The sequence below is a fragment of the Pandoraea sp. genome (assembly GCF_004297875.1).
GTDB lineage: Bacteria > Pseudomonadota > Gammaproteobacteria > Burkholderiales > Burkholderiaceae > Pandoraea.
This window is the reverse complement of sequence record NZ_SCSK01000003.1, coordinates 22013-45365: the sequence shown is the minus strand read 5'-3', so window position 1 is coordinate 45365 and position 23353 is coordinate 22013. Positions and strand designations below refer to the sequence as shown.

The 23353-nt window shown below is 62.8% G+C and carries 24 protein-coding genes; 12 read left to right on the top strand and 12 right to left on the bottom strand.

The window, feature by feature from the left end; genetic code table 11:
* Positions 1-16 precede the first annotated feature (16 nt).
* Genes EPN80_RS01105 through EPN80_RS01095 form a run of 3 tightly spaced genes read left to right on the top strand, consistent with a single transcriptional unit; the run spans position 17 to position 3110 of the window.
* The gene (locus EPN80_RS01105) at positions 17-628 is read left to right on the top strand and encodes a fumarate hydratase C-terminal domain-containing protein (protein WP_293022546.1); all 612 of its coding nucleotides are present in this window, start codon (positions 17-19) and stop codon (positions 626-628) included.
* Positions 625-2361 carry an FAD-binding protein gene (locus EPN80_RS01100; protein ID WP_293022543.1) on the top strand — a complete coding sequence of 579 codons (1737 nt, stop codon included), beginning with the start codon at positions 625-627 and terminating at the stop codon, positions 2359-2361. The genes EPN80_RS01105 and EPN80_RS01100 overlap by 4 nt, the downstream gene beginning before the upstream one ends.
* Positions 2358-3110: a sulfite exporter TauE/SafE family protein gene (locus EPN80_RS01095; protein ID WP_293022540.1), complete on the top strand. Its 753-nt coding sequence runs from the start codon at positions 2358-2360 to the stop codon at positions 3108-3110. Before EPN80_RS01100 ends, EPN80_RS01095 begins: the two co-directional genes overlap by 4 nt.
* Positions 3111-3125: 15 nt before the next feature.
* On the opposite strand, the gene orn is transcribed toward EPN80_RS01095, so the two are convergent.
* Entirely contained in the window at positions 3126-3764 is a 639-nt protein-coding gene (gene orn, locus EPN80_RS01090) for an oligoribonuclease (protein WP_293022537.1), read from the bottom strand.
* Positions 3765-3952: 188 nt separating this feature from the next.
* Between orn and EPN80_RS01085 the strand changes: the two genes are divergently transcribed.
* Both EPN80_RS01085 and rsgA read left to right on the top strand, forming a co-directional pair.
* A complete protein-coding gene (locus EPN80_RS01085; RefSeq protein WP_293022534.1) occupies positions 3953-5200 on the top strand; it encodes a M48 family metallopeptidase in 1248 nt (415 codons plus the stop codon).
* Positions 5197-6141, top strand: coding sequence for a ribosome small subunit-dependent GTPase A (gene rsgA, locus EPN80_RS01080; protein WP_293022531.1), 945 nt, complete (start codon positions 5197-5199; stop codon positions 6139-6141). The genes EPN80_RS01085 and rsgA overlap by 4 nt, the downstream gene beginning before the upstream one ends.
* 14 nt (positions 6142-6155) lie before the next feature.
* Here rsgA and EPN80_RS01075 read toward each other — a convergent pair whose 3' ends face one another.
* From EPN80_RS01075 to rpsP, 6 genes are all read right to left on the bottom strand, one after another.
* Positions 6156-7094, bottom strand: coding sequence for a CobD/CbiB family protein (locus EPN80_RS01075; RefSeq protein ID WP_293022528.1), 939 nt, complete (start codon positions 7092-7094; stop codon positions 6156-6158).
* A 94-nt stretch (positions 7095-7188) separates the two neighbouring features.
* Positions 7189-7884: a CoA pyrophosphatase gene (locus tag EPN80_RS01070; protein WP_293022803.1), complete on the bottom strand. Its 696-nt coding sequence runs from the start codon at positions 7882-7884 to the stop codon at positions 7189-7191.
* A 103-nt stretch (positions 7885-7987) separates the two neighbouring features.
* Positions 7988-8377 carry a 50S ribosomal protein L19 gene (gene rplS / locus EPN80_RS01065; protein WP_293022525.1) on the bottom strand — a complete coding sequence of 130 codons (390 nt, stop codon included), beginning with the start codon at positions 8375-8377 and terminating at the stop codon, positions 7988-7990.
* Positions 8378-8498: 121 nt separating this feature from the next.
* Positions 8499-9260 carry a tRNA (guanosine(37)-N1)-methyltransferase TrmD gene (gene trmD, locus EPN80_RS01060; RefSeq protein WP_293022522.1) on the bottom strand — a complete coding sequence of 254 codons (762 nt, stop codon included), beginning with the start codon at positions 9258-9260 and terminating at the stop codon, positions 8499-8501.
* Between the two features lie 49 nt (positions 9261-9309).
* Positions 9310-9933 carry a ribosome maturation factor RimM gene (rimM, locus tag EPN80_RS01055; RefSeq protein ID WP_293022519.1) on the bottom strand — a complete coding sequence of 208 codons (624 nt, stop codon included), beginning with the start codon at positions 9931-9933 and terminating at the stop codon, positions 9310-9312.
* A gap of 55 nt (positions 9934-9988) precedes the next feature.
* Complete coding sequence (gene rpsP / locus EPN80_RS01050) at positions 9989-10243, bottom strand: 30S ribosomal protein S16 (RefSeq protein ID WP_293022516.1); 255 nt, start codon at positions 10241-10243, stop codon at positions 9989-9991.
* 318 nt (positions 10244-10561) lie between these two features.
* On the opposite strand from rpsP, the gene EPN80_RS01045 reads away from it, so the two are divergent.
* The 3 genes from EPN80_RS01045 to EPN80_RS01035 all read left to right on the top strand — a co-directional run bounded on the left by EPN80_RS01045 (position 10562) and on the right by EPN80_RS01035 (position 13393).
* Positions 10562-11116, top strand: coding sequence for an META domain-containing protein (locus tag EPN80_RS01045; protein ID WP_293022513.1), 555 nt, complete (start codon positions 10562-10564; stop codon positions 11114-11116).
* 129 nt (positions 11117-11245) lie between these two features.
* The gene (locus tag EPN80_RS01040; RefSeq protein WP_293022510.1) at positions 11246-11686 is read left to right on the top strand and encodes an NINE protein; all 441 of its coding nucleotides are present in this window, start codon (positions 11246-11248) and stop codon (positions 11684-11686) included.
* 75 nt (positions 11687-11761) lie between these two features.
* Positions 11762-13393, top strand: a complete 1632-nt coding sequence (locus tag EPN80_RS01035; RefSeq protein WP_293022507.1) for an acyl-CoA synthetase — start codon at positions 11762-11764, stop codon at positions 13391-13393.
* A 17-nt stretch (positions 13394-13410) separates the two neighbouring features.
* On the opposite strand, the gene EPN80_RS01030 is transcribed toward EPN80_RS01035, so the two are convergent.
* Both EPN80_RS01030 and EPN80_RS01025 read right to left on the bottom strand, forming a co-directional pair.
* Positions 13411-14499 (bottom strand): PA0069 family radical SAM protein, encoded by a 1089-nt coding sequence (locus EPN80_RS01030; RefSeq protein ID WP_293022504.1) that lies wholly within the window; start codon positions 14497-14499, stop codon positions 13411-13413.
* 94 nt (positions 14500-14593) lie between these two features.
* On the bottom strand, positions 14594-15082 hold the full coding sequence (locus EPN80_RS01025; RefSeq protein WP_293022502.1) for an Lrp/AsnC ligand binding domain-containing protein: 489 nt from the start codon (positions 15080-15082) through the stop codon (positions 14594-14596).
* Between the two features lie 107 nt (positions 15083-15189).
* On the opposite strand from EPN80_RS01025, the gene EPN80_RS01020 reads away from it, so the two are divergent.
* On the top strand, positions 15190-16476 hold the full coding sequence (locus EPN80_RS01020) for a D-amino acid dehydrogenase (RefSeq protein WP_293022501.1): 1287 nt from the start codon (positions 15190-15192) through the stop codon (positions 16474-16476).
* Positions 16477-16551: 75 nt separating this feature from the next.
* Positions 16552-17685: an alanine dehydrogenase gene (ald, locus tag EPN80_RS01015; RefSeq protein ID WP_293022500.1), complete on the top strand. Its 1134-nt coding sequence runs from the start codon at positions 16552-16554 to the stop codon at positions 17683-17685.
* 68 nt (positions 17686-17753) lie between these two features.
* Here ald and EPN80_RS01010 read toward each other — a convergent pair whose 3' ends face one another.
* The 3 genes from EPN80_RS01010 to EPN80_RS01000 all read right to left on the bottom strand — a co-directional run bounded on the left by EPN80_RS01010 (position 17754) and on the right by EPN80_RS01000 (position 21364).
* Positions 17754-19535 carry an acyl-CoA dehydrogenase gene (locus tag EPN80_RS01010; RefSeq protein WP_293022498.1) on the bottom strand — a complete coding sequence of 594 codons (1782 nt, stop codon included), beginning with the start codon at positions 19533-19535 and terminating at the stop codon, positions 17754-17756.
* Between the two features lie 132 nt (positions 19536-19667).
* Positions 19668-20603, bottom strand: a complete 936-nt coding sequence (locus EPN80_RS01005; protein ID WP_293022496.1) for an FAD-binding protein — start codon at positions 20601-20603, stop codon at positions 19668-19670.
* Positions 20604-20614: 11 nt separating this feature from the next.
* Positions 20615-21364, bottom strand: coding sequence for an electron transfer flavoprotein subunit beta/FixA family protein (locus EPN80_RS01000; protein WP_293022494.1), 750 nt, complete (start codon positions 21362-21364; stop codon positions 20615-20617).
* A gap of 251 nt (positions 21365-21615) precedes the next feature.
* On the opposite strand from EPN80_RS01000, the gene EPN80_RS00995 reads away from it, so the two are divergent.
* The gene (locus EPN80_RS00995; RefSeq protein ID WP_293022491.1) at positions 21616-22473 is read left to right on the top strand and encodes an alpha/beta hydrolase; all 858 of its coding nucleotides are present in this window, start codon (positions 21616-21618) and stop codon (positions 22471-22473) included.
* Positions 22474-22547: 74 nt separating this feature from the next.
* Positions 22548-23342 (top strand): ferredoxin--NADP reductase, encoded by a 795-nt coding sequence (locus EPN80_RS00990; protein WP_293022489.1) that lies wholly within the window; start codon positions 22548-22550, stop codon positions 23340-23342.
* Positions 23343-23353 lie beyond the last annotated feature (11 nt).

Sequence of the window (23353 nt, the reverse complement as noted above, 5' to 3'; positions counted from 1 at the left end):
GCATTGAGGAGGCGCCATGGCGCATCACGACATTACGCTGCCGATCGACGAAGCCGCCGTGCGCTCGCTGCGCGCGGGCGACACGGTCACGCTCAACGGCACGCTGTTCGGCATTCGCGATGCCAACCAGATTGCGATGTTCGATCATGGCCGCACGACCCGCTTCGACATGCGCGGCGGCGCGGCGATCCACACCGCGCCCAACGTGCGGCGCGTGCCGCCGTCACCGCAGTATCCAGCCGGCTACGCGCCGGTGTGCATCGGCACGACCACCAGCGCGCGCATGGAGCGTTTCACACGGCCATTGATGACGCAGTTGGGCGTGCGCCTGATCATCGGCAAAGGGGGCCTGGGCAGCGACTCGCTCGACGCCTTCGCGGAATTGGGCGGCGCTTATCTGGCGATCGTGGGGGGGGCTGCCGCGCTCGAGACGACGTGGATCGAAGCGATCGAGGACGTCGATCTCGACGACCTCAATCCGGAGTCGCTGTGGCGGTTCCGCATCCGCGATTTCGGCCCGTTGCTGGTGGGCATGGACAGTCACGGCGGCAGTCTTTATGCCGACGTGGCGGCTCAGGCCCAGGCGCGGCGCGCCGATGCGCTGGCGGCCCTCGGAGTACGCTCATGAGCCTGCCGCTGCGTCGTATCCAGACCGATATCCTGATTCTCGGCGCGGGCGGCGCGGGGCTGTTTGCCGCGCTGCATGCCAAGCGCGCCGCGCCGGCGCTACGCGTGACGATCGCCGTCAAGGGACTGCTTGGCAAATGCGGCTGCACCCGCATGGTCCAGGGCGGCTATAACGTGGCGCTGGCCGAGGGCGACTCGATCGAGCGGCATTTCATGGACACCATCGAGGGCGGCAAGTGGCTGCCCAATCAGGAACTGGCCTGGACGCTGGTCAACGGCGCGGTCGAGCGCGTACACGAACTCGAGAACGAAATCGGCTGCTTTTTCGATCGCAACCCGGACGGTACCCTGCATCAAAAGGCGTTCGCCGGCCAGACGTTCGATCGCACGGTTCACAAGGGCGACCTGACCGGCATCGAGATCATCGGCCGGCTGGCCGAGCAGGTTTGGGCGGCCGGCATCGACCGGCTGGAGGAGCATCGCGCCATCGCGCTGATCCGTTCGAGCGATGGCACGTCACTGGCCGGCGTACTGATGATCGACGTGCGCAGCGGCGCCTACGTTTTCGTGCAGGCACGCGCGGTGCTGCTCGCCACCGGGGGCGGTCCGACGATGTACAAGTACCACACCCCCAGCGGCGACAAGAGTTGCGACGGCCTGGCGATGGCGCTGCAAAGCGGGCTGCCGTTGCGTGACCTGGAAATGGTGCAGTTCCATCCGACCGGCCTGTTGGCCGGGCAGCACACCCGCATGACCGGCACGGTGCTCGAGGAGGGCCTGCGCGGCGCTGGCGGATATTTGCTCAACGGCGCCGGCGAGCGCTTCATGGCGCGCTATGACGCCCGCGCCGAGCGCGCCACGCGCGACATCGTGTCGCGCTCGATTTATCGCGAAATGCTCGCGGGCCAGGTGAGCCCGAATGGCGGCGTGTACATCAGCATGGCGCACCTGGGGCCGGAGAATGTGCGCCGCCAATTCAAGGGCATGGTGGAACGTTGTGCCGATTGCGGTTTCGATCTGGCCGGTGGGCGGGTCGAGGTGGTGCCCACCGCGCACTACATGATGGGCGGCGTGATGTTCGAGACCGACGGCGCGACCGAACTCCCCGGCCTGTTCGCGGCGGGTGAAGACACCGGCGGCGTGCATGGCGCCAATCGCCTCGGCGGCAACGGCGTGGCCAACTCCACTGTATTCGGCGGTATCGCCGGCGACGCCATGGCGGCGTGGATCGGCCACAGCGATTGGCGCGCGCCGGACGAGGACGCCATTGTCCGCACGATCGCGCGCAGCGAGCACCCGTTCCGTCAACCGGCGGGGCAACTGCAGGCGATTCGCGATGCGCTGTATGAAACCATGTGGCAGGACGCCGGCATCATTCGCACCGCTGCGGGCCTGACGCGCGCCGGGGATACGCTGGCCGAGCTGGCCGCGCGGCTGGATCGTTGCGGCATCGACGACGGGGCGCGCACGTTTCATCTGACCTGGCACGACTGGCTCAACCTCGACAATCTGATTGCCGTGAGCCGCGCAATTGTCGCCGCGGCGCTGGCGCGCAAGGATTCCCGCGGCGCGCATTTCCGCGACGATCACCCCGAGGCGGGCGATCTCGCGACCTCGACCTATACGGTCGTGCGCGCGCGTGAAGCCGCACGCGCCGGAGACGATTTGAGCGTATCGCACGAACCGGTCAAGTTCACGCGCGTGCAGCCTGGACAATCGCTGCTGGCCGCATGAGCCAGACCGCCGTCCTGGTGCTGATCGGCTCGGCCGTCGGCGGCTTCATTTCCGGCCTGGCGGGATTTGCTTTCGGACTAGTGGCCATGGTGTTCTGGGCCTGGACCATCAAGCCGCAACTCATCGGCCCCATGCTGGTCGTGGGGTCGCTGTCGGGGCAGTTGCTGACGATCCGCACCGTGCGGCATAGTATTCGCCCCTCGATGGTGTGGCCGTTTATCGCGGGCGGCGTAATTGGCGTGCCGGTGGGCGCGAGCCTGCTGCCATATCTGGACCCGCTGTGGCTACGCATGACAGTGGGCGCGTTGCTTTTCGTGTACTGCCCGCTGATGCTCTGGTCCGCCAGTTTGCCCGGCATTCGCTGGGGCGGACGCAAGGCCGACGGCGCGATCGGCGCCGTGGCCGGGGTGCTCGGCGGAATCGCCGGGCTAATCGGCCCGGTGCCGACCTTGTGGTGCATCCTGCGCAATTGGCCCAAGGACGTGCAGCGCGCGGTGTGTCAGAGCTTCTTCATTGCGATGCAGTCACTGACGCTGGTCGTCTATCTCTTCAACGGCTTGCTGACCGGCGAAGTGCTGCGGCTGTTCGCGCTGCTGTTGCCGACGGCGTTGATCAGCGCCGGCCTGGGCGCGCGGCTGTATGTACGGCTAAGCGACCTGGCGTTTCGCCGCGTGCTGCTGATTATTTTGTTTTTTACCGGCACCCTGCTGCTGGCGTCGGCGCTCTGGCAGTGGTGGCACACCACGTGAGCGCCGCACCGTGTCTCAGGATTGGCTGACGGCAACCGCGCCAGGCTGGCCGATGAAGTGCTCGCGATAGTATTTCAGCTCGTCGATCGATTCGTGGATATCGGCCAGCGCGGTGTGCATGCCGCGCTTGTTGAACCCTTTGGCGATCTGCGGCTGCCAGCGCCGGCAGAGTTCCTTGACCGTGCTGACGTCGAGATTGCGGTAATGGAAAAACGCTTCCAGGCGCGGCATGTAGCGCGCCATGAAGCGGCGGTCCTGGCAGATCGAATTGCCGCACATCGGCGATTTGCCGGCCGGCACGTACTGCGCGAGAAACGCCAGCAGCAGGTCTTCGGCCTGCGGCTCGCCGATGCCCGAGGCCTTGACGCGATCGATCAGCCCGGAGCGGCCATGGGTGGTCTTGTTCCAGTTGTCCATGCCGTCGAGCACGGCGTCGGACTGATGGATCGCCAACACCGGGCCTTCGGCCAGCAAGTTCAGCTCCGAATCTGTCACCACCACGGCGACCTCGATGATGCGGTCCTGCTCGGGCTGCAGGCCGGTCATTTCCATATCGACCCAGATAAGGTGAAACTCATTCTTGACAATGGCGGGCTGCGCGTCCGGCGAAGTCGCGGGCGTGGCGGCCGCGGGTGTGGTTGGCGTGTCTGACATGGGGCTCTGAAAAATAGTCGGATTGGATCCGCCGCAGGCATAGGCCTGGCGGGTCGGAACAGGCTGCCATTTTGCCCGAATACGCGCGTTTTGGCGCGCTTTACCGATTTCACGGCGGGCAAGCCGGAGAGCAGCGGCGAAAGAATCTATAATTCGAGCATTCCTCCTCGACGAGTCAGCAAATCCGGATGTTTACTTACCTTTTTGTGTTTTTCCTGCTGGCGATGGTGATTGCGAAGCTCTGGCTGGCCGTGCGGCAAGTACGCTATGTGGCGCAGCATCGCGGCGCCGTGCCGGCTCAGTTCGCGGCAACCATCGCACTGAGCGATCACCAGCGCGCGGCCGACTACACGATAGCCCGCACCCGGCTCGGCGTGTGGGAGACACTGGCGCAGGGCGTTCTGTTGCTGGCCTGGACCCTGCTGGGCGGGTTGCAATGGTTGCATGTGGGGGTCATCGAATGGCTGGGACAGGGCATCCTGGCGCAGGTCGTGCTGGTTGGCGCCGTGCTGGTGATCTCCGGCATCGTCGATTTGCCGTTCGCCTATATTCGTCAGTTTGTCATCGAGCAGCGCTTCGGTTTCAATCGCATGACGCTTGGCCTGTTCATTGCCGACCTGCTGAAGTCGGCCCTGGTCGGCGTCATCCTGGGCGTGCCCCTGTTGCTGGCCGTGCTGTGGCTGATGACGCAGGCTGGCCAGTGGTGGTGGCTTTATGCCTGGGCCGTGTGGGTGGCGTTCAATCTCGTGGTGCTGGTGCTGTACCCGACTGTGATCGCGCCGCTTTTCAATAAATTCGAGCCGCTCAATGATGAAGCGCTGAAGGCCCGTATCGAGGCGCTGATGAAACGGTGCGGCTTTGCCGCCAAAGGGCTGTTCGTGATGGATGGCAGCCGCCGCTCGGCGCATGGCAATGCCTACTTCACCGGCTTTGGCGCGGCCAAGCGGATCGTGTTTTTCGATACGCTGCTCAGTCGGCTCTCGCCTACCGAAGTCGAAGCGGTGCTCGCGCACGAGCTGGGGCATTTCAAGCATCGCCACGTGCTCAAGCGAATCGTCGTGACCTTCGCGCTGAGCCTGGTGTTTCTGGCGCTGCTCGGCTGGCTGTCGGGCCGCACCTGGTTCTATATCCAACTGGGCGTCATGCCATCGTTGACCGGCAGCAACGCTGGCCTGGCGCTGGTATTGTTTTTCCTGGTGCTGCCCGTGTTCGGTTTTTTCTTCAGCCCGCTGGGCAGCCTGTCGTCGCGGCGGCACGAATTCCAGGCCGATGCGTTCGCCGCCCAGCAGACGGGCGCCACCGATCTCGTCAACGCATTGGTCAAGCTATATCAGGATAACGCGTCGACCTTGACGCCCGATCCGCTCTACACAGCGTTCTATTATTCTCATCCGCCTGCCTCGCAACGCATCGACCGGCTGCTCTCGCACGCATGAAGCGCGCGTCCGCTCCCCGGGGAAAATCCGCCGCGGCGCCGGTCGCCGCGTTGGCGGGCCGAGTCGTGGCCGCGCATGGCCGGCACTATGCGGTGGAGCTCGATGACACTAGCGAGACGCTGCTGTGCTTTCCGCGCGGCAAGAAGAGCGCCGTCGCGGTGGGCGATCGGGTCGCACTGCAGCGCACCGCCGCCGACCAGGGTGTGATCGAGGACATTTTGCCGCGCCGCAACCTGCTGTATCGCTCGGATCAGTTCAAGAGCAAGCTCTTCGCCGCCAATATCGATCGCCTGCTGATCATGCTCGCCACGCAGCCCTCGTTCAGCGAGGATCTGCTCGGACGCGCGCTGGTCGCGGCGGAGGCTCACGAACTCGCGCCGCTGATCGTGCTCAACAAGACCGACGTGGCCGGCGCGCTACCGGCCGCGCGCGAGCGCCTGGCGCCATATCAGGCGCTGGGTTATGAGGTCGTCGAAGTCTCGATCAAGCAGGCGCCGCAGGAGGCACAGGCCCGCCTGCTGCCGGCTTTGGCCGATCGCGCCACGCTGCTGCTGGGACAGTCGGGCATGGGCAAGTCGTCGCTGGTCAATCTGCTGGTGCCGGATGCGGAAGCGGCAACGCGCGAAATTTCGCACGTGCTCAACTCAGGGCGCCACACCACGACCTTCACGCGGCTGTTTCATTTGCCGGGCGGGGGCGCGCTGATCGATTCCCCGGGTTTTCAGGAGTTCGGCCTGCATCATTTGAGCGAGGGGCAGCTGGAGCGGGCCTTTCCAGAGTTTCGTCTGCTGCTCACGGGATGCCGGTTCTACAACTGTCACCACACCAAGGAGCCCGGCTGCGCGATCCTGGCAGCACTGGCCGACGGCCGCATCACCCTTCGGCGTCACGCACTCTATGCACAACTGCTGCACGAATCCGAACAACAGTTGCCATGGTAGAGCGCCGTATGAAATCAGCCGAACCAGACGGCAATCGTCAGCATCATTAACAGCAGCATCCATAGCAGCACCGCACGCCAGACCAGGCCCACCGCCGCCTGCAGGGTTCGCGGCGTGCAGTCGCTGCCAACCGGCAACGGCGCCTCGTGATCACCGTCCAGCGTGTCGACGCTCGACGGCTCGGCCAGCGGGCCAACCAGCCGGGCGCCGAGCGCGCCGCTGCCGGCCGCGAGCAGAATGCCGTCATTGCCGTCGGGCCATTGCCTGGCATAGGTGCGCCACGCATAGATCGCATCCTCGAAGTTGCCGACGATCGCGAAGCCGATCGAGGTCAAGCGTGCGGGAATCCAGTCGATCACATAGAAAGCGCGCCGGGCAAACTGGCTGAATTCAGGACTGCGATCCGGGCCGGGTTCGGACCAGTGGCGCGCCAGATACTCCGAGATGCGATAGAGCACGGCTCCGGCCGGCCCGATCGGCATCAGGAACCAGAAAAAGACCCCAAAAACATGACGATGCGAGGCAACGACCGCATGCACGAGTGTGTTTCTCACGACTTCCTGCACCGGCATGTCGACCGTGTCGATACCGATCCACTGTCGCAGGATTTCGCGGGCCCGGTTGGGGTCGTCGTTGTTCAGGGCGAGGTGGATGTCGGTGAAGTAATGGCTGAACTGGCGAAAACCCAGCGTGAGGTAGACGATCAGCACGTTCCACGCGAAGCCGAGCAATATATTGATGCGCATCAGCACGTAGTAGACGACGGCCACGACCAGCACGAACGGCACCACTACCACCAGCCAGGCGAGCAGGCCGTGCTTGGCCCTGCCGGCATCGAAGCCTTGCGCGGTATGCTCCGCGTGCGAGCGCACGAGGTTATAGATCGGATTGTGTGTGGACAGCGCGCGGACCTGTTCGATAATCAGGGCCAGCAAAACCGAGAAGAATGTCATGCGATCGGATTATCGAATGGAATGACGTAAAGATAGCACAGGTCGGCGCCGCGCCGATCGCCGCGCAATGCCTTGCGCACCAGGTAACACGGCGTCAGGCACTGAGGAAATGATAGAAATTGCGGAGCATCGCGGCAGTCGCGCCCCAGATGAAAAACTCACCCCCGCCCGGACGCGGATAGGGCATGGCATAGAAATGGCGCTCCCCGACCAGCCACTTGAAAAGGCGCACCTGATGATTGTTGGGGTTCATCAGGAAATGCAGTGGCACTTCGAAAATCTCGTCGACCTCCTGACGATCGGCCTGCAATGCGAAAGGCGGCGCAACCAGCCCAACCACCGGCGCGATGCGAAAGCCCGTACCGGTAACGTAGTCGGGCAGCGTCCCGATAACTTCGACGTGCTCGGTCTTCAAGCCGATCTCTTCGCGCGTCTCGCGCAACGCGGTGGCGACCGGGTTCGGATCTTCCGGCTCGCGACTCCCGCCGGGGAAGCTGATTTGCCCCGCGTGCGCACTCAGGTGCGCAGTGCGGCGGGTCAACAATACCGTCAACCCCTCGCCACGCTCGACCAGCGGCACCAGCACAGCCGCCTGACGGGGCAGGACGGCTTGGCCAAGCCGGGCAAGGCCGTGTTCGGCAGCGATCTCGGGTTGCCATTCAGGCGGATTGGCAAAGCGATCGCGCAAGGCGGTCGGCAGCAGGCGCTCGGCCGGCACCGGCGGCTCGCCCTCGCGGGTCGCGATGACCGGCAGGTGCTCTGGGTGAGAAATAAGGGGGGAAGCCACGATGTTATTCGAATGAACGTGTCGTCTATTCTACTAGCCTCCGGATGATTGCGACGGCCAAGAAAAAAGCACCCGAAGGTGCCTTTTTCGTGGTGCTGCCGATGCTTTAGGCTTCTGCCGCCGTGTTTTTGTTCTTGAACGCCAGCTTTTCCTTGATGCGAGCCGATTTGCCCGAGCGATCGCGCAAATAGTACAGCTTCGCACGGCGGACGTCGCCGCGACGCTTGACTTCGATGCTGGCCAACAGCGGCGAGTACGTTTGGAACGTACGTTCCACGCCTTCACCCGAAGAAATCTTGCGCACGATGAACGAGGAATTCAGACCACGGTTGCGCTTGGCGATCACCACGCCTTCGTAAGCCTGAACGCGCTTGCGGTTTCCTTCAACGACGTTGACGTTAACCACCACGGTGTCTCCAGGAGCAAACTCGGGAATGCTCTTGTTGGCGGTCAGGCGGACGATCTCTTCCTTTTCGAGTTGTTCGATCAGGTTCATTGCTTACTCCATAGCCATCATATCGACGTTTCATACCACCCCAACGGGGCCGGTCTCGACAGAGGATGGGTTTTTTTAATCGGCGCCGATTCAACGACGCCACCCTCCGGCAAGCGGGCCACTAATTCGGCTCGTTTGCCAGTTTTGCCAGCACAGCCTCGTCGGCCTTGCTGAGCAATCCATTGCGACGCGCCGCCTCGATCAGATCGGGCCGCTTGCGCCATGTGTTGGCCACTGCCTGTTGGCGTCGCCATTTTTCGATTTCCGCATGGTGCCCCCCCAACAGTACGTCCGGGACACGCACGCCTTGATACTCTTCCGGCCGGGTGTAATGCGGGCAATCGAGCAGGCCGTTCACGAAACTGTCCTGCTGCGCCGACTGCGCGTCGTTCAATACACCGGGCAATTGCCGGACTACCGCGTCCATCAAGGCCATTGCCGGCAACTCCCCACCCGACAGCACGAAATCACCCAGGCTGATTTCTTCGTCGACGCAGCGATCGATCAGGCGCTGGTCGATCGCCTCGTAGCGGCCACACAACAACACGAGCCCTTCCTCCGCCGCGAAGCGCATGACATGACCGTGGCTCAGCGGCGCGCCTTGCGGCGACAGCGCCACCACATGCGGCCTATGCACCCCCGCCTGACGTTGCGCCGCTCGCGCGGCGTCGATCGCATCCTCGAGCGGTTTGGCCAACATCACCATACCGGGCCCGCCGCCATAAGGACGATCGTCGACCGTGCGATAGTTGTTGCTGGTGAAATCGCGCGGATTCCACAAGCGCATTCCGAACTGCCCCTGCTTCAGGGCGCGACTGGTGATTCCCCATTCGCTAATCGCCTGGAACATTTCAGGAAAGAGCGTGATGACGTCGAACTGCACCGCTCCTCCTCATGTATCCCCAAAGGCCATCGAGCCTCGCCGGTGTGCGCTAATAGTCCAGCCCCCAGTCGACCACGATACGCCCGCTTGCCGTATCGACTTCGTGCACGTACTGGCCGACGAACGGAATCAACCGCTCAGCATCCTGCGCCGCGCCATGCCGGTCGATCGCCGGGTAAGTCACGCGCAGAACCGCATGCGCCCCGTTGTCAAGCAGGCCTCTGACCTTGCCGAGCGTCTCGCCCTGCAGGTTGGTCACCTGGGCGCCGATCAAATCGACCCAGTAAAATTCATTTTCCTGCGGCGCCGGAAAGGCGCTGCGGGGCACCCAAACCTGAAAACCCTTGAGGGCTTCGGCAGCATCGCGACCGTCGATGCCTTTCGGTTGAGCGACAATCGAGCCACTGTGCTCGCGACTGCGGGCGATTTCGATGACATAGGCATCACATTCGCCGGGCCACCGCAACCACCAGCGGCGAGTCCCCAGGAGCACTGCGCCATCGGCGGAGTGCGGCTGTATCTTCAACCAGCCACGAATGCCATGCGCTTCCGCGACATAGCCCAACTCCACTAAATCGTCCGGCAGATCGCCAGCCGTCACAGGCGTGCAAGCCGACGGCAAGTCCCCCTGCCGCGTCGCCTGACGGCGGATCAGTGATTCACCGTTGCGCATGTGATTCGGCGCACCGTATTGAAATACCCAACCCGTCAGGCATGTACGATATCAATCAGGCCGTCTTTTGTGCGACTTGCTGCTTGAGCAGGCGCGTGACGGTCGGCGACAGCTGTGCGCCAACGCCTTGCCAATAGGTCAGGCGGTCTTGGGCAATACGCAGACCCTCTTCCTTGTCCGACGCGACCGGGTTGTAGAACCCAATGCGCTCGATGAAACGGCCATCGCGGCGATTACGGGAATCCGTTGCCACGATGTTGTAAAACGGGCGCTTTTTCGCGCCGCCGCGAGCCAGGCGGATAACGACCATAGTAATTCCTTGAGAAACCTAAACGGGTTTGAGCACAGAAAGCGCGTGATTATAGCGCAAAAACATCGTCAAAACAAACACTTCGAGCAGCCCCAACAGCTCGCCACGCCAAGCGTGCGCACGGCGTCGGCCCGGGCCAGGCGCGCCGCAGGGGGTTTTGTGGCGCGCCGCTTTCCATCCGGTGTCGACCGGAATATCCTGAGGATGAGGTGATGGCGGCAAAAAATATGCGATACGCAGCCGCAAGGAACCGACCGGCTCAGCCGAGAGTCAATCGGCTCAGACATCCAACGCTTTGCAGCACCACGGATCACAAAAATGACCAAAAAGAATGCCTTCACGAGAGCTGCCCGGTTGCTGGCCGCATCCTCGATCGTGCTGGGTTCCTTTGTCGGATGCGCGGCAACGCCGATTTCGCCGCATGCCAACGGGGCCATCGAGCAGTCCGCGAACGCCACCGACAGGCTGGCCGGTCGATGGGTCTTGTTGAGCTGGACCGGGCAGCACGCTTCAGTGCCCTCCGCAGCGCGCGACGTTACCCTGGCGCTCGAGAAAGACGGTGCCTATAGCGGCTCGGGCGGCTGCAACCGGATTTTCGGGCAATATCACGTCGGTCCGGCAACCCAGCAGATCAGCCTGAACACGCCATCGACCACCCGCATGAGCTGTCCGGTCGACGTGATGGCGTTCGAATCGCGGTTTCTCGCCACCCTCGCGCACGTCGACCGGTTCGAACTGACCGGCGACACGCTGGTCCTTTTCGTACACGACACGGATCGTCTGACCTTTGCCCGTCAGGTCATTCCCAGGCAAGGGTCGCTGGCCGATAACACGCCGGGCAAATCGATAGCATCGGGCCGAGCGCCAGCGTAGAATAAGCGCCGCACTGACCGGGCGTGGGCCTGCGGCATCCGGCGCACCTGCCGGCATGGCCAACTGGCGCGTCGTCTCTGGGCAGGCGCGATCGAAAGACAACTGGCCGCATCTCCCTACTGACGCCCCATGGCTTATAAATCCAAGACCGTGGCCGCCCTGCTTGCCTCTGTACTCGGCACGCTTGGCGGTCATCGCTTTTATCTGTACGGGCCGCGCGACACATTCGGTTGGCTGCATGTGCTTGGCACCCTGCTCGGCCTCAGCGGCTGGCACCTGCTGATGCGCAGCCAACTGATGTCGCCGCTGGGCTGGGGGCTCGCGATCTGTGGCGCCGTTTCGCTGTTTTCCAGCTTGCTGGCCGCGATCGTCTACGGACTGCGCCCTGACGATGCCTGGAATGGCCGCTTCAATAGCCGGAACTCACGCAAATCCAGTTCCGGCTGGAGCGTCATTCTGATCGTGAGCCTTTCCCTTTTCGTGGGCGCCGGGCTCTTGATGTTCGGTCTCGTCGTCGGCTTCCAGACGTACTTCGAGGCACATCTGCCACCCAATTCGCTGTCACAATGACAAAAACGACCGTATCACCGCGCTGACCTGCACGGGCCGGCCACCGGGTAACGGCTGAATCCAAAGGAGACAAAGATGCTGACCAGGCAAACCACTTATGCCGAACTCGTTGCCGGGTTTTCGTGGCATGTCCCGCCACGCTTCAATATCGGCGTCGACACCTGCGACAAATGGGCCGACGGCAGCGGCCGCCTTGCGCTCATCTATGAAAAGAACGACGGCACGCAAGCACGCTATACCTTCGACGACATCAAGGCGCGCTCCAATCAACTCGCCAATAGCCTGCGCCGGCGCGGCATCGAGCGCGGCGAGCGCATCGGCATCTTTCTTCCGCAAACGCCGGAAACGGCTCTGGCCCATGTCGCCGCCTACAAACTGGGAGCGGTGGCCGTGCCGCTGTTCGCGTTGTTCGGCGTTGAGGCACTCCAGTACCGCTTGTCAAACTGCGGCGCAGCCGCGCTGATCACCGATCGTCTGGGCTTGGAGAAGATTCGCTCGATTCGCGACACATTGCCCGATCTGACGACGATCTATTGCATCGACGCGACAGCTTCCGATACCGATGCCTGCGATTTCTGGCAACATCTTCAGGCAGAATCCGATGCGTTCGAGCCAGTCGACACGTCAGCGGACGACCCCGCCGTCATCATCTACACTTCCGGCACGACCGGCAAACCCAAAGGCGCGCTGCATGCGCACCGCGTGCTGCTGGGGCATCTGCCCGGCGTCGAGATGTCGCACGAGTTTTTCCCCGAGCATGCGCGGCTGATGTGGACTCCGGCCGATTGGGCCTGGATCGGCGGACTGCTCGATGTGCTGTTGCCGGCCTGGCACCATGGCGTGGCCGTGCTTGCCCGTCGCTTCGAGAAATTCGACGGCGAGGCGGCATTCGATCTGATGGCGCGCCATGGCGTCACCCATACCTTCCTGCCGCCGACCGCCCTCAAGATGATGCGTTCGGTCAAGAATCCGCAACGCTGGCGCCTTTCGCTGCGCGCTGTCGCCAGCGGCGGCGAGTCCCTTGGCGAAGAGTTGATCGAGTGGGGGCAGGCCGCGCTGGGCGTCACCATCAACGAGTTCTACGGACAGACCGAATGCAATGTGGTGCTGTCGTCGTGCTCGTCGCTGTTTCCCCCCAGAATCGGCTCGATCGGCAAAGCAGCACCAGGACACGAGGTGCGGATCGTCAACGATGCCGGCGAAGTATTGCCGGTTGGCACCGAGGGCAATATCGCCGTGCGCGCTCCCGATCCGGTGATGTTCCTCGGCTACTGGGGCAATCCCGACGCTACTCGCGCAAAGTACGCCGGCGACTATTTGATTACTGGCGATCTTGGCGTAGAGGACGTCGATGGTTTCGTGCGGTTCATCGGACGCAACGACGACGTTATCACCAGCGCCGGCTACCGCATCGGTCCGGGACCGATCGAAGACTGCCTGCTCGGTCATCCCGCCGTGCGCATGGCGGCCGTGATCGGCGTTCCCGATCGTGAACGCACCGAGATCGTCAAGGCGTTCGTGGTGCTCAACGCCGACTACAAGCCCAGCGACGCGCTGGTCAAGGAAATCCAAACGCACGTCAAGACGCGCCTGGCCGCGCATGAGTACCCGCGCGAGGTCAGTTTCGTCGATGCGTTGCCGATGACGACCACCGGCAAGATCATTCGCAAGGCGTTGCGCGAAGTCGCCGGCGGCGAAAAAACGTAGCGCGCTGAGGTCGTCACTCAGAACAGGTTCAGTTGCGGGCCATGCGCGCCGGGCCGACGAAACTGCGTCGTGTCCAACGGCCGGCGCGTCAAATTCAAGCCATGCCGGCGGCACGCCAGTTCGAAACGCCGGCGGACCAGTTCGGCGTATTGGCCAGTGCCGCGCATGCGACTGCCAAAGTTTGCGTCGTTGTGACGGCCGTCCCGGACTTGCTCGATGAGGCTCATCACATGTGCCGCGCGTGACGGGAAGTGAGCGTGCAGCCATTCGACAAACAGATCGCGAACCTCGAGCGGCAGGCGCAGCATTACGTAGCCGGCGCCCTCCGCGCCAGCCTGGGCCGACGCCTCGAGCACACGCTCGATGTCATAGTCGTTCAGGGCCGGTATGATCGGCGCGACGATGACGCCGGCAGGCACGCCCGCCTCGGCGAGCCGACGGATGGCTTCTACGCGCCGCCCCGGCGTATTGGCGCGCGGCTCCAGCAACCGCGCAAGATCGGCGTCCAGCGTGCACACCGATAGAAACACGCGCACCAAGCCCTTGCACGCCATGCGAGAGAGAATGTCGAGGTCACGCACCACCAGCGCCGACTTGGTGGTGATGCCGACCGGATGATTGAAGTCCTCCAGCACCTCGAGTATGGAGCGCGTAATGGCAAGCCCGCGCTCGATCGGCTGGTAGGGATCGGTGTTGGCGCCGAGGGCGAGTACCGCCGGCCGATAGCTCGCCTTGGTCAATTCCGCGCGCAGCAGCTCCGCGGCGTTACGCTTGGCATATAACTCCGTCTCGAAGTCGAGGCCCGGCGAGAGTCCGAGATAGGCGTGCGTCGGTCGAGCAAAACAGTAGATGCAGCCGTGTTCGCAGCCTCGATAGGGATTGATCGACCGGTCGAACGGCACGTCCGGCGAATTGTTGCGGGAAATGATGCGACGCGCGATTTCGTCGGTGACGTGTGTCCTGAATTGCACCACGTGCTCATGAGCCGCGTTGGCGAATTCGACCGCCTCGTCGGGCTCGCGTGACCAGGCACTGAATCGTTCGACCTGATTGGACGTGGCGCCCCGCCCCTTGAGCACGGCGCCAGGCTGACCGGAGGAAGGCATGGCGATCCCTCAATAACTATATATTTGTACAGTATATCGTCTCTTCCGCCATTTGCCAGAATCTCGGCGATTTTGCTGCTACGCGCGGCTCCACTCATTCGTTCACGTCGATCACGAGCGTCTCCTTGATTTCTTCCATCACCACATAGCTCTTGGACTGCACGGCACCGGGCAGCTGCAGCAGGATGTCGCCCAGCAGCTTGCGGTATTCCGACATCTCCCGGATGCGCGCCTTGATCAGGTAGTCGAAATCGCCTGAGACCAGATGACACTCGAGCACCTCGGGAATGCGCAGCACCTCGCGGCGAAACTGCTCGAACATATTGCCCGATTTGTGATCCAGCGTGATTTCGACGAACACCAGCAGCGTGGCGCCCAGCGCCACCGGATCGACCCGCGCGTAATAGCCGGTGATCACGCCGTCACGCTCCATGCGCTTGACCCGCTCGATACACGGCGTGATCGACAGACCGACCTGCTCGGCGAGGTCCTTCATCGAGATGCGGCCCTCACGCTGCAGGATCGTCAGGATGCGTCGATCCAGTTTGTCGAGCGTGCGCACGGACTGCTGCTGGATTCTCATTATTTCTTCTCGAAAATCTGAAATATATATGAACAATTACTACTTAATAGTTAATAGTATAGCGATTATTAATACATATCTTTAAATTTACAGCATCGGAGAACACTATGCGGGTGGTCATTCTCGGTAGCGGCGTCATTGGTACTGCCAGCGCCTTCTATCTCGCACGGGCCGGCCATCAGGTCACCGTCCTCGACCGCCAGCCCGGCCCCGCGCTGGAGACCAGTTTCGGCAATGCCGGACAGATCTCTCCGGGTTATGCTTCACCGTGGGCGGCCCCAGGCATCCCGCTCAAAGCCGTCAAATGGCTGTTCCAGACCCACGCGCCGTTGGCCATTCGCGCCGACGGCTCGCTGTTCCAGTTGCGCTGGCTCTACCATATGCTGCGCAACTGCACTGCCAGTCGCTACGCGGTCAACAAGGAGCGCATGGTGCGCTTGGCCGAGTACAGCCGCGATTGCTTCCGTGCCTTGCGCGCAGAAACCGGCATCGAATACGAGGGGCGCCAGCAAGGCACGTTGCAGTTGTTCCGTACGCAAGCGCAACTCGATAACGCAGCGCGCGACATCGCCGTGCTCGAGCAAGCGGGTGTGCCCTTCGAACTGCTCTCGCCCGCCGAACTGGCACGGGTCGAGCCGGCGCTGGCGGCCGTCAGCCACAAGCTGACGGGTGGCCTGCGCTTGCCCAATGACGAGACCGGCGACTGCCAGTTGTTCACGACGCGCCTGGCCGCGATGGCCGAGAGTCTGGGCGTGCAATTTCGCTACGACACACCGATCGACGGGCTGTTGACGAACGGCGATGAAATCAGCGGTGTCCGCTCGGGCGAGCAAATCATTACCGCCGATGCCTACGTGGTCGCGCTCGGTTCGTATTCGACCCCGTTCCTGCGCGGCATCGTCGATATTCCGGTGTATCCGCTCAAGGGATATTCGATCACCGTACCCATCGCCGACGAACGCGCTGCCCCCGTGTCGACCGTGCTGGATGAAACCTACAAGATTGCGATCACACGTTTCGACAATCGCATCCGCGTCGGCGGCATGGCCGAGGTCGTCGGCTACGACAACCGCCTCAAGACACAACGGCGCGCCACGCTGGAGATGGTCGTCAATGATCTGTATCCCGGTGCAGGCGACACCGCCGAGGCCAGTTTCTGGACAGGTTTGCGGCCAATGACGCCGGACGGCACGCCGATCGTCGGCGCCACGCCAGTCAACAATCTATTCCTGAACACGGGGCACGGCACGCTTGGCTGGACCATGTCGTGCGGCTCGGGCCAACTGCTGGCCGACTTGATCTCCGGCCGTCGGCCAGCCATCGCCGCGGACGACTTATCGGTAGCCCGTTACCTGGGCGAACCCGTCGGTGTGCGGCAACCGGCTTATGCCTGATACGCGAGCGGCGCTCTCGAGCGCCTTTTTTTTATTCCACCACTGCATCAGAGCACAGCATGACAGGAGACAGCCATGAAAATCGGCGTACCCAAGGAAATCAAGAACAATGAGTTTCGCGTCGGCATGACGCCCGGCGCCGTGCGCGAAGTGGTCGCGCACGGCCACGAAGTCTGGATCGAGAGCCGTGCCGGCGAAGGCATCGGCATGGACGATCAGACCTATGTTGCCGCCGGCGCCCATATTGCAACTAGCGCGGCGGAAGTTTTCGAGCGTGCCGAACTGATCGTCAAAGTCAAGGAGCCCCAAGCCGTCGAGCGAGCGCGGTTGCGGCCCGAGCAAACGCTTTTCACGTACTTGCACTTGGCGCCGGACCCCGAGCAGACGGCTGATCTGGTCAAGAGCGGCGCGACCTGCATTGCTTATGAAACCGTGACCTCGTCCCAGGGGGGGCTGCCTCTGCTGGCACCGATGTCCGAAGTCGCTGGCCGCATGGCGATTCAAGCGGGCGCCAGCGCCCTGGAGAAATCGCATGGCGGCCTGGGGCTGCTGCTCTCGGGGGTACCGGGCGTCGAACCCGGCAAAATCGTGATTCTCGGTGGCGGCGTGGTTGGCTCCAATGCCGCCACCATCGCCTGCGGGATGGGTGCCGAAGTGATAGTGATCGACCGCTCGGTGGACGTTCTGCGCCGGCTATCGGCCCAGTTCGGCGGCCGCATCAAGACCGTTTATTCGACCCGCCACGCGATCGAACAGCATTTGCGTGACGCCGATCTGGTGGTCGGCGGCGTGCTGATTCCGGGGGCGGCGGCACCCAAGCTGATTACGCGCGATATGCTGGGTCTGATGCAGCGTGGCGCGGTGATTGTCGACGTGGCGATCGATCAGGGTGGTTGCTGTGAAACCTCGCGCGCGACCACGCATGCCGACCCTGTGTACGTCGTCGACGACATTGTGCATTACTGCGTCGCCAATATGCCGGGCGGCGTGCCGCGGACATCCACAAAGGCGCTCAACAATGTGACACTGCCATTCATTCTTCAACTCGCCGAACAAGGCGTGCGCGGCGCCCTCGAGGCAAACCCGCATCTGCTCAACGGTCTGAACGTCGCCAATGGCGAAGTGACAAACGCCGAAGTCGCGCAGGCGTTGAACTATCGGTATCAAGCCCCTTCGAGCGCCATCGCTCATTTACCTGGGCGAGCCTGAGCGAGCGCGAGCCCCGCTGGCAAGGTCGCGGTAGTTGCCGCGACCTCTTGCATTGCTCGTGATAACAATCAGAACTGCGCTTCGGTCAACGCCAGCACCCCCTCGCCACCTTCGATGATGGCGGTAGCCAGGCCTGGCGCCTGCGTCAGCACATGATCGGCGAAAAAGCGCGCGGTGACTTGCTTCGCGCCATAAAATGCCTTGTCCTCGTCGAATCGACGCTGCGCCGCGAGGAAAGCGCGACCCAATTGCCAGCCGGCCAATACAATACCGGCGAGTTTCAAGTACGGCACGCTGCCGGCAAAGACGGCATTGGGCTGCGACTTGGTCTGGGTGACCACGAAGTCGACCACGCGCAGCAATGCCTGCCGCCCCGCCGCCAGACGCCGGCCGATGGCCGCGCCGGCCTCGCCCTGGGCCGTCAATTGTGCCTCGGTCGCTTCAATTTCGGCACATAGCGCCCTGGCCGCAGCGCCACCGTCGCGCACCGTCTTGCGCCCCACCAGGTCATTGGCCTGGATGGCCGTGGTGCCCTCGTAAATCGTCAGGATCCTTGCGTCGCGGTAGTATTGCGCCGCACCGGTTTCTTCGATGAATCCCATGCCACCATGCACTTGCACGCCCAGGCTGGTGACCTCCAGCGACATCTCGGTACTCCATCCCTTGACGATCGGCACGAGATATTCATAGATCGCCGCATTGTCGCGCCGCACCTGAGCATCGGGGTGATGGTGCGCGATGTCGCACGCGCCAGCCGCCGCATAAGCCAACGCCCGTGCGCCCTCGGTCTGGGCACGCATGGTCATCAGCATGCGCCTGACGTCTGGGTGGTGGACGATGGTGACCGCCTGGCGCGCCGAGCCGTCGACTGGCCGGCTTTGCACCCGCTCGCGGGCGTATGCCACCGCCTTCTGGTAAGCGCGATCGGCAATCGACACACCCTGCATGCCGACAGCAAACCGGGCGGCGTTCATCATGATGAACATATACTCGAGGCCGTGATTGAGTTCGCCGACCAAGTAGCCAGTCGCTCCGCCATGGTCGCCGAATTGCAACACAGCCGTCGGGCTCGCCTTGATGCCCAATTTATGCTCGATCGATACGCAATGCACGTCATTGCGCGCCCCGAGCGTGCCATCGTCGTTGACCAGGAACTTGGGCACGATAAACAGCGAGATGCCTTTTACTCCCTCGGGGGCATCGGGGGTTCGCGCCAGCACCAGATGGACGATATTCTCGGCCATGTCGTGCTCGCCATAGGTGATGTATATCTTGGTGCCGAATAGCTTGTAGCTACCGTCGGCCTGTGGTTCGGCACGCGTGCGCACCAGTGCCAGGTCGGACCCTGCCTGCGGCTCGGTCAGGTTCATCGTGCCAGTCCATTGCCCCGACAGCAGGCGCGGCACATAAAGCTGCTGTTGCGCCGGGTTGCCGGCGGTCAACAAGGCCTCGACGGCGCCATCGGTGAGCAGCGGACAGAGGGCAAACGAGAGATTCGCGGCATTGAGCATCTCGTTGCAGGCGGTCGCTACCAGTTTCGGCAACCCTTGCCCTCCGTACGCCTGCGGGTGCAGCACCCCCTGCCAGCCAGCTTCGCCGAATTGGCGAAATGCCTCCTTGAAACCGGGAGTCGTGTGAACGTTGCCGTCCTGCCAGGTGCTGGGGTACTTGTCACCGGTGACGTTCAACGGCGCGACCACCTCCTGATTGAACTTGGCGGCCTCCTCCAGCACCGCCTGCACCGTTTCCGGCGTGGCATCCTCGAAGCCCGGCAATGCCGCCACTTGCGCCAGTCCGGCCAATTCGTTCATGACAAACAACATTTCCTTGACAGGCGCTTGATAGCTCATGGCCGTCTCCTTTGACATTAAAAAAATGTGTTGTTCCGCGGGATGCACGCCGCGCGAGACCGAGAAAAAGGGCGCAGGAAATTGCCATGCGCCCTTGCTTTTTGCTTCACCTGCCGGGTGTTCTCGCGTGGCTCAGCCCAACGCGCCAATCAGCTCCGGCACCACGGTGAACAGATCGCCCACCAGGCCGTAGTCCGCCACCGAGAAGATCGGCGCCTCCGGATCCTTGTTGATCGCCACGATCACCTTCGAATCCTTCATGCCGGCCAAATGCTGGATCGCGCCCGAGATGCCCACCGCGATGTACAACTGGGGCGCGACGATCTTGCCGGTCTGCCCGACCTGATAATCGTTGGGCACGTAGCCTGCGTCGACCGCCGCGCGCGAAGCGCCCAGCGCCGCGTTCAGCTTGTCCGCCAACGGCTCGAGCACCTTCGTGTAGTTTTCGCCCGAACCCAGCCCGCGACCGCCCGAGACGATGATCTTGGCCGAGGTCAGCTCCGGCCGGTCCAGCTTGGTGACCTCGCGCCCCACGAAGCGCGACAGGCCTGCGTCGGCTGCCGCCGTCACGTTCTCGATGGCCGCGCTGCCGCCTTCGGCCGCCGCCGCGTCGAACCCCGTGCTGCGCACCGTGATGACCTTCACCGCGTCTGCGCTTTGCACCACCGCCAGCGCGTTGCCCGCATAGATCGGCCGCTCGAACGTGTCTGCGCTCTCCACGCGGGTGATGTCGGAGAGCTGCGCGACGTCCAGCAGCGCCGCCACGCGCGGCGCGATGTTCTTGCCGTACGCCGTGGCCGGCGCGAGGATATGGCTGTAACCCTGGGCGATCGCCAGCACTTGGGCAGCGACGTTCTCCGCCAGCCCGTCGGCCAGATGCGGCGCATCGGCGACCAGCACCTTGCTCACCCCGGCGATCTTGGCCGCCTGCTGGGCCGCGCCGCTGCAATTGGCGCCCGCCACCAGCACGTGCACGTCGCTGCCGCACTGCGCCGCTGCGCTCACGGTGTTCAGCGTGGCGGCCTTGATGCTCTGATTGTCGTGTTCTGCAATTACAAGAATGCTCATGACGGCTTCCCTCACAATACCTTGGCTTCGTTCTTCAGCTTGTCGACCAGCGTGGCCACGTCGGGCACCTTGACCCCGGCGCTGCGCTTGGCCGGCTCGCTCACCTTGAGGGTTTTCAGACGCGGCGCGACGTCCACCCCGAGCGCCTCGGGCGTGACCGTCTCCAGCGGCTTTTTCTTGGCCTTCATGATGTTGGGCAGCGTCACGTAGCGCGGCTCGTTCAGGCGCAGATCGGTGGTGACCACCGCCGGCAGATTCAGCGCCAGCGTCTCGAGCCCGCCATCGACCTCGCGCGTGACTTGCGCCTGGCCGTCGGCCACCACTACCTTGGAGGCGAAAGTCGCCTGCGGCAGGCCGGCGAGCGCGGCCAGCATCTGGCCGGTCTGGTTGCTGTCGTCATCGATCGCCTGCTTGCCCAGGATCACCAGTTGCGGCTGCTCCTTGTCGACCAGCGCCTTGAGCAGCTTGGCTACGGCCAACGGCTGCAGTTCCTCGCCAGACTCGACCAGGATCGCGCGGTCCGCGCCGATCGCCAGCGCCGTGCGCAGCGTCTCCTGGCATTGCGTGGCGCCGCACGACACGGCGATCACTTCGGTTGCCACGCCCGCTTCCTTGAGCCGCACCGCCTCTTCCACCGCGATTTCGTCGAACGGGTTCATCGACATCTTCACATTGGCAATGTCCACGCCGCTGCCATCGCTCTTGACGCGGACCTTGACGTTGTAATCCACCACCCGCTTGACCGGTACCAGAATTTTCATCAACTTCCTCCACAATGGTATTCACATCATTCCAGCGCCATTATAACCACAGGCATCATGATGCAAATTGCGGTGTTTTTTGCGCTTTTGATGAGTTTGATGCGATAAACTCGCTTCGAACGATCGTGCTATTTTAATTGAAAACCAGCGAATTCCCACTTTGATTTTGGGATTTTTCCTCTAGTGCCGCCCTCGCGCCCGAGGTAGCGACTATGATCGAATAGCGGCTTTAATGCTCGGCCGCGCCCATCATGCCCCATACCGCTTACGAATTGCACGGCAGCGACGGTCTGCCCTTGTTCGCCCAATCGTGGCAAGCGCCCGATGGCGCGCCGCGAGGGGCTATCGCACTGGTGCATGGCATGGGCGAGCATAGCGGCCGATACGCCAAACTTGCGGAATACCTCGGCCAGCATGGCTTCGCCACCTACGCTTACGATTTGCGCGGTCACGGGCGCTCCGGCGGCCCGCGAGTGTATGTCGACAAGTTCGACGAATATCTGAGCGATACCGATGTGTTTCTGACGGACCTGCGACGACGTTGCGGTCCGACACCCGTGTTTCTGGTAGGCCACAGCATGGGAGGCACGATCGCTGCGTTATATGCAATCACCCGCCAACCGGCAGTACGCGGACTGGTCCTGAGCAGCCCAGCCATTCAACTCGGCGCGGACATTCCCAAAGCGCTGATTGTGGTCGGACGCTGGCTGGCCCGCGCGTTGCCTCGCCTGCCAGTGCGCAAGATTGACACTCGCCTGATATCGCGTGATCTTGCCGTCATTGCTCAGGCGGCAAGCGACCCGCTCAACTGTTACGGCGGCACACCGGCGCGCACGGGCGCGGAATTGCTCAACGCCATGTCCAGGGTGCTGGCTGCTTGCGGCACGTTGCGCATGCCGCTGTATATCTTCCACGGCACCGAGGATCGCCTGACCTCGCCTTCCGGCAGTCAGGCGTTGTATGCCGGCTCGGCCTCGCTCGACAAGACGCTGCGCCTGTATCCCGGCAGTTACCATGAAACCATGAACGACCTCGACCGGGAGCAGGTTTTGCAGGAATTGGCCGGCTGGCTGCTGGCCCATTCGCAAAGTGCTGCGTCGGCGGCGTAACCCACAAGACCCTTTGCCCTTAACGGCTTTCCGGCTAAAGCTCGCTGGCACGGCGTGCGGACTATACTTCAAGCATGACTATTGGAGCCGGTCTCATGAGTGATTCGGAGAAATTTTCTGCGCAACGCATCACACAGATTAAATTCTGGACGCCGAATTTGTTTACTTTCAAAACGACGCGCCCGGCCGGCCTGCGTTTTACCGCGGGGCAGTTCGTCAGATTGGGGTTGCACAAGGAAGATGGCAGCGAAGTCTGGCGCGCATACTCGTTCGTCTGCGCCCCTGATGAAGAAAATTTGGAGTTCTATTCGATAGTCGCACCCAATGGCGAGTTCAGTCCGCGTTTGGCCAAAATGCAGCCAGGCGACGAATTGCTGGTAGCGCATACCGCCCATGGCTTCCTGACGCTCGATCGCTTCGAGGACGGCCGCGATCTCTGGCTGCTTGCGACCGGCACCGGGCTCGCGCCATATATCTCTATGCTACGAATTCCGGAACCCTGGCATCGATTCGAGCGAATCTTCCTGGTGCACAGTGTGCGCTTGGCCGCGGATTTGACTTACCGTGACGAGATCGAGGATTTCGCGCTTCGCAATGGACCAGAGACTCACACCGCCAGATTGCGCTATCTGGCAACAGTCACGCGGGAGAACGCACCCGACACGCTTGATGGGCGTATCACGCAACTTATCGAAAACGGCGCGCTGGAACAGGCAGCAAAGGCCACGCTCTCACCGCAGCATTCACGCATCATGGTGTGCGGCAACCCCGAAATGGTGCGTGATACGCGCAAACTGCTCACAGATATGGGCTATGCGGTGAGCCGCTCGGCGACACCCGGCCCGCTCGCGCTCGAAAACCAGTGGTGAGCGCTCGCGCA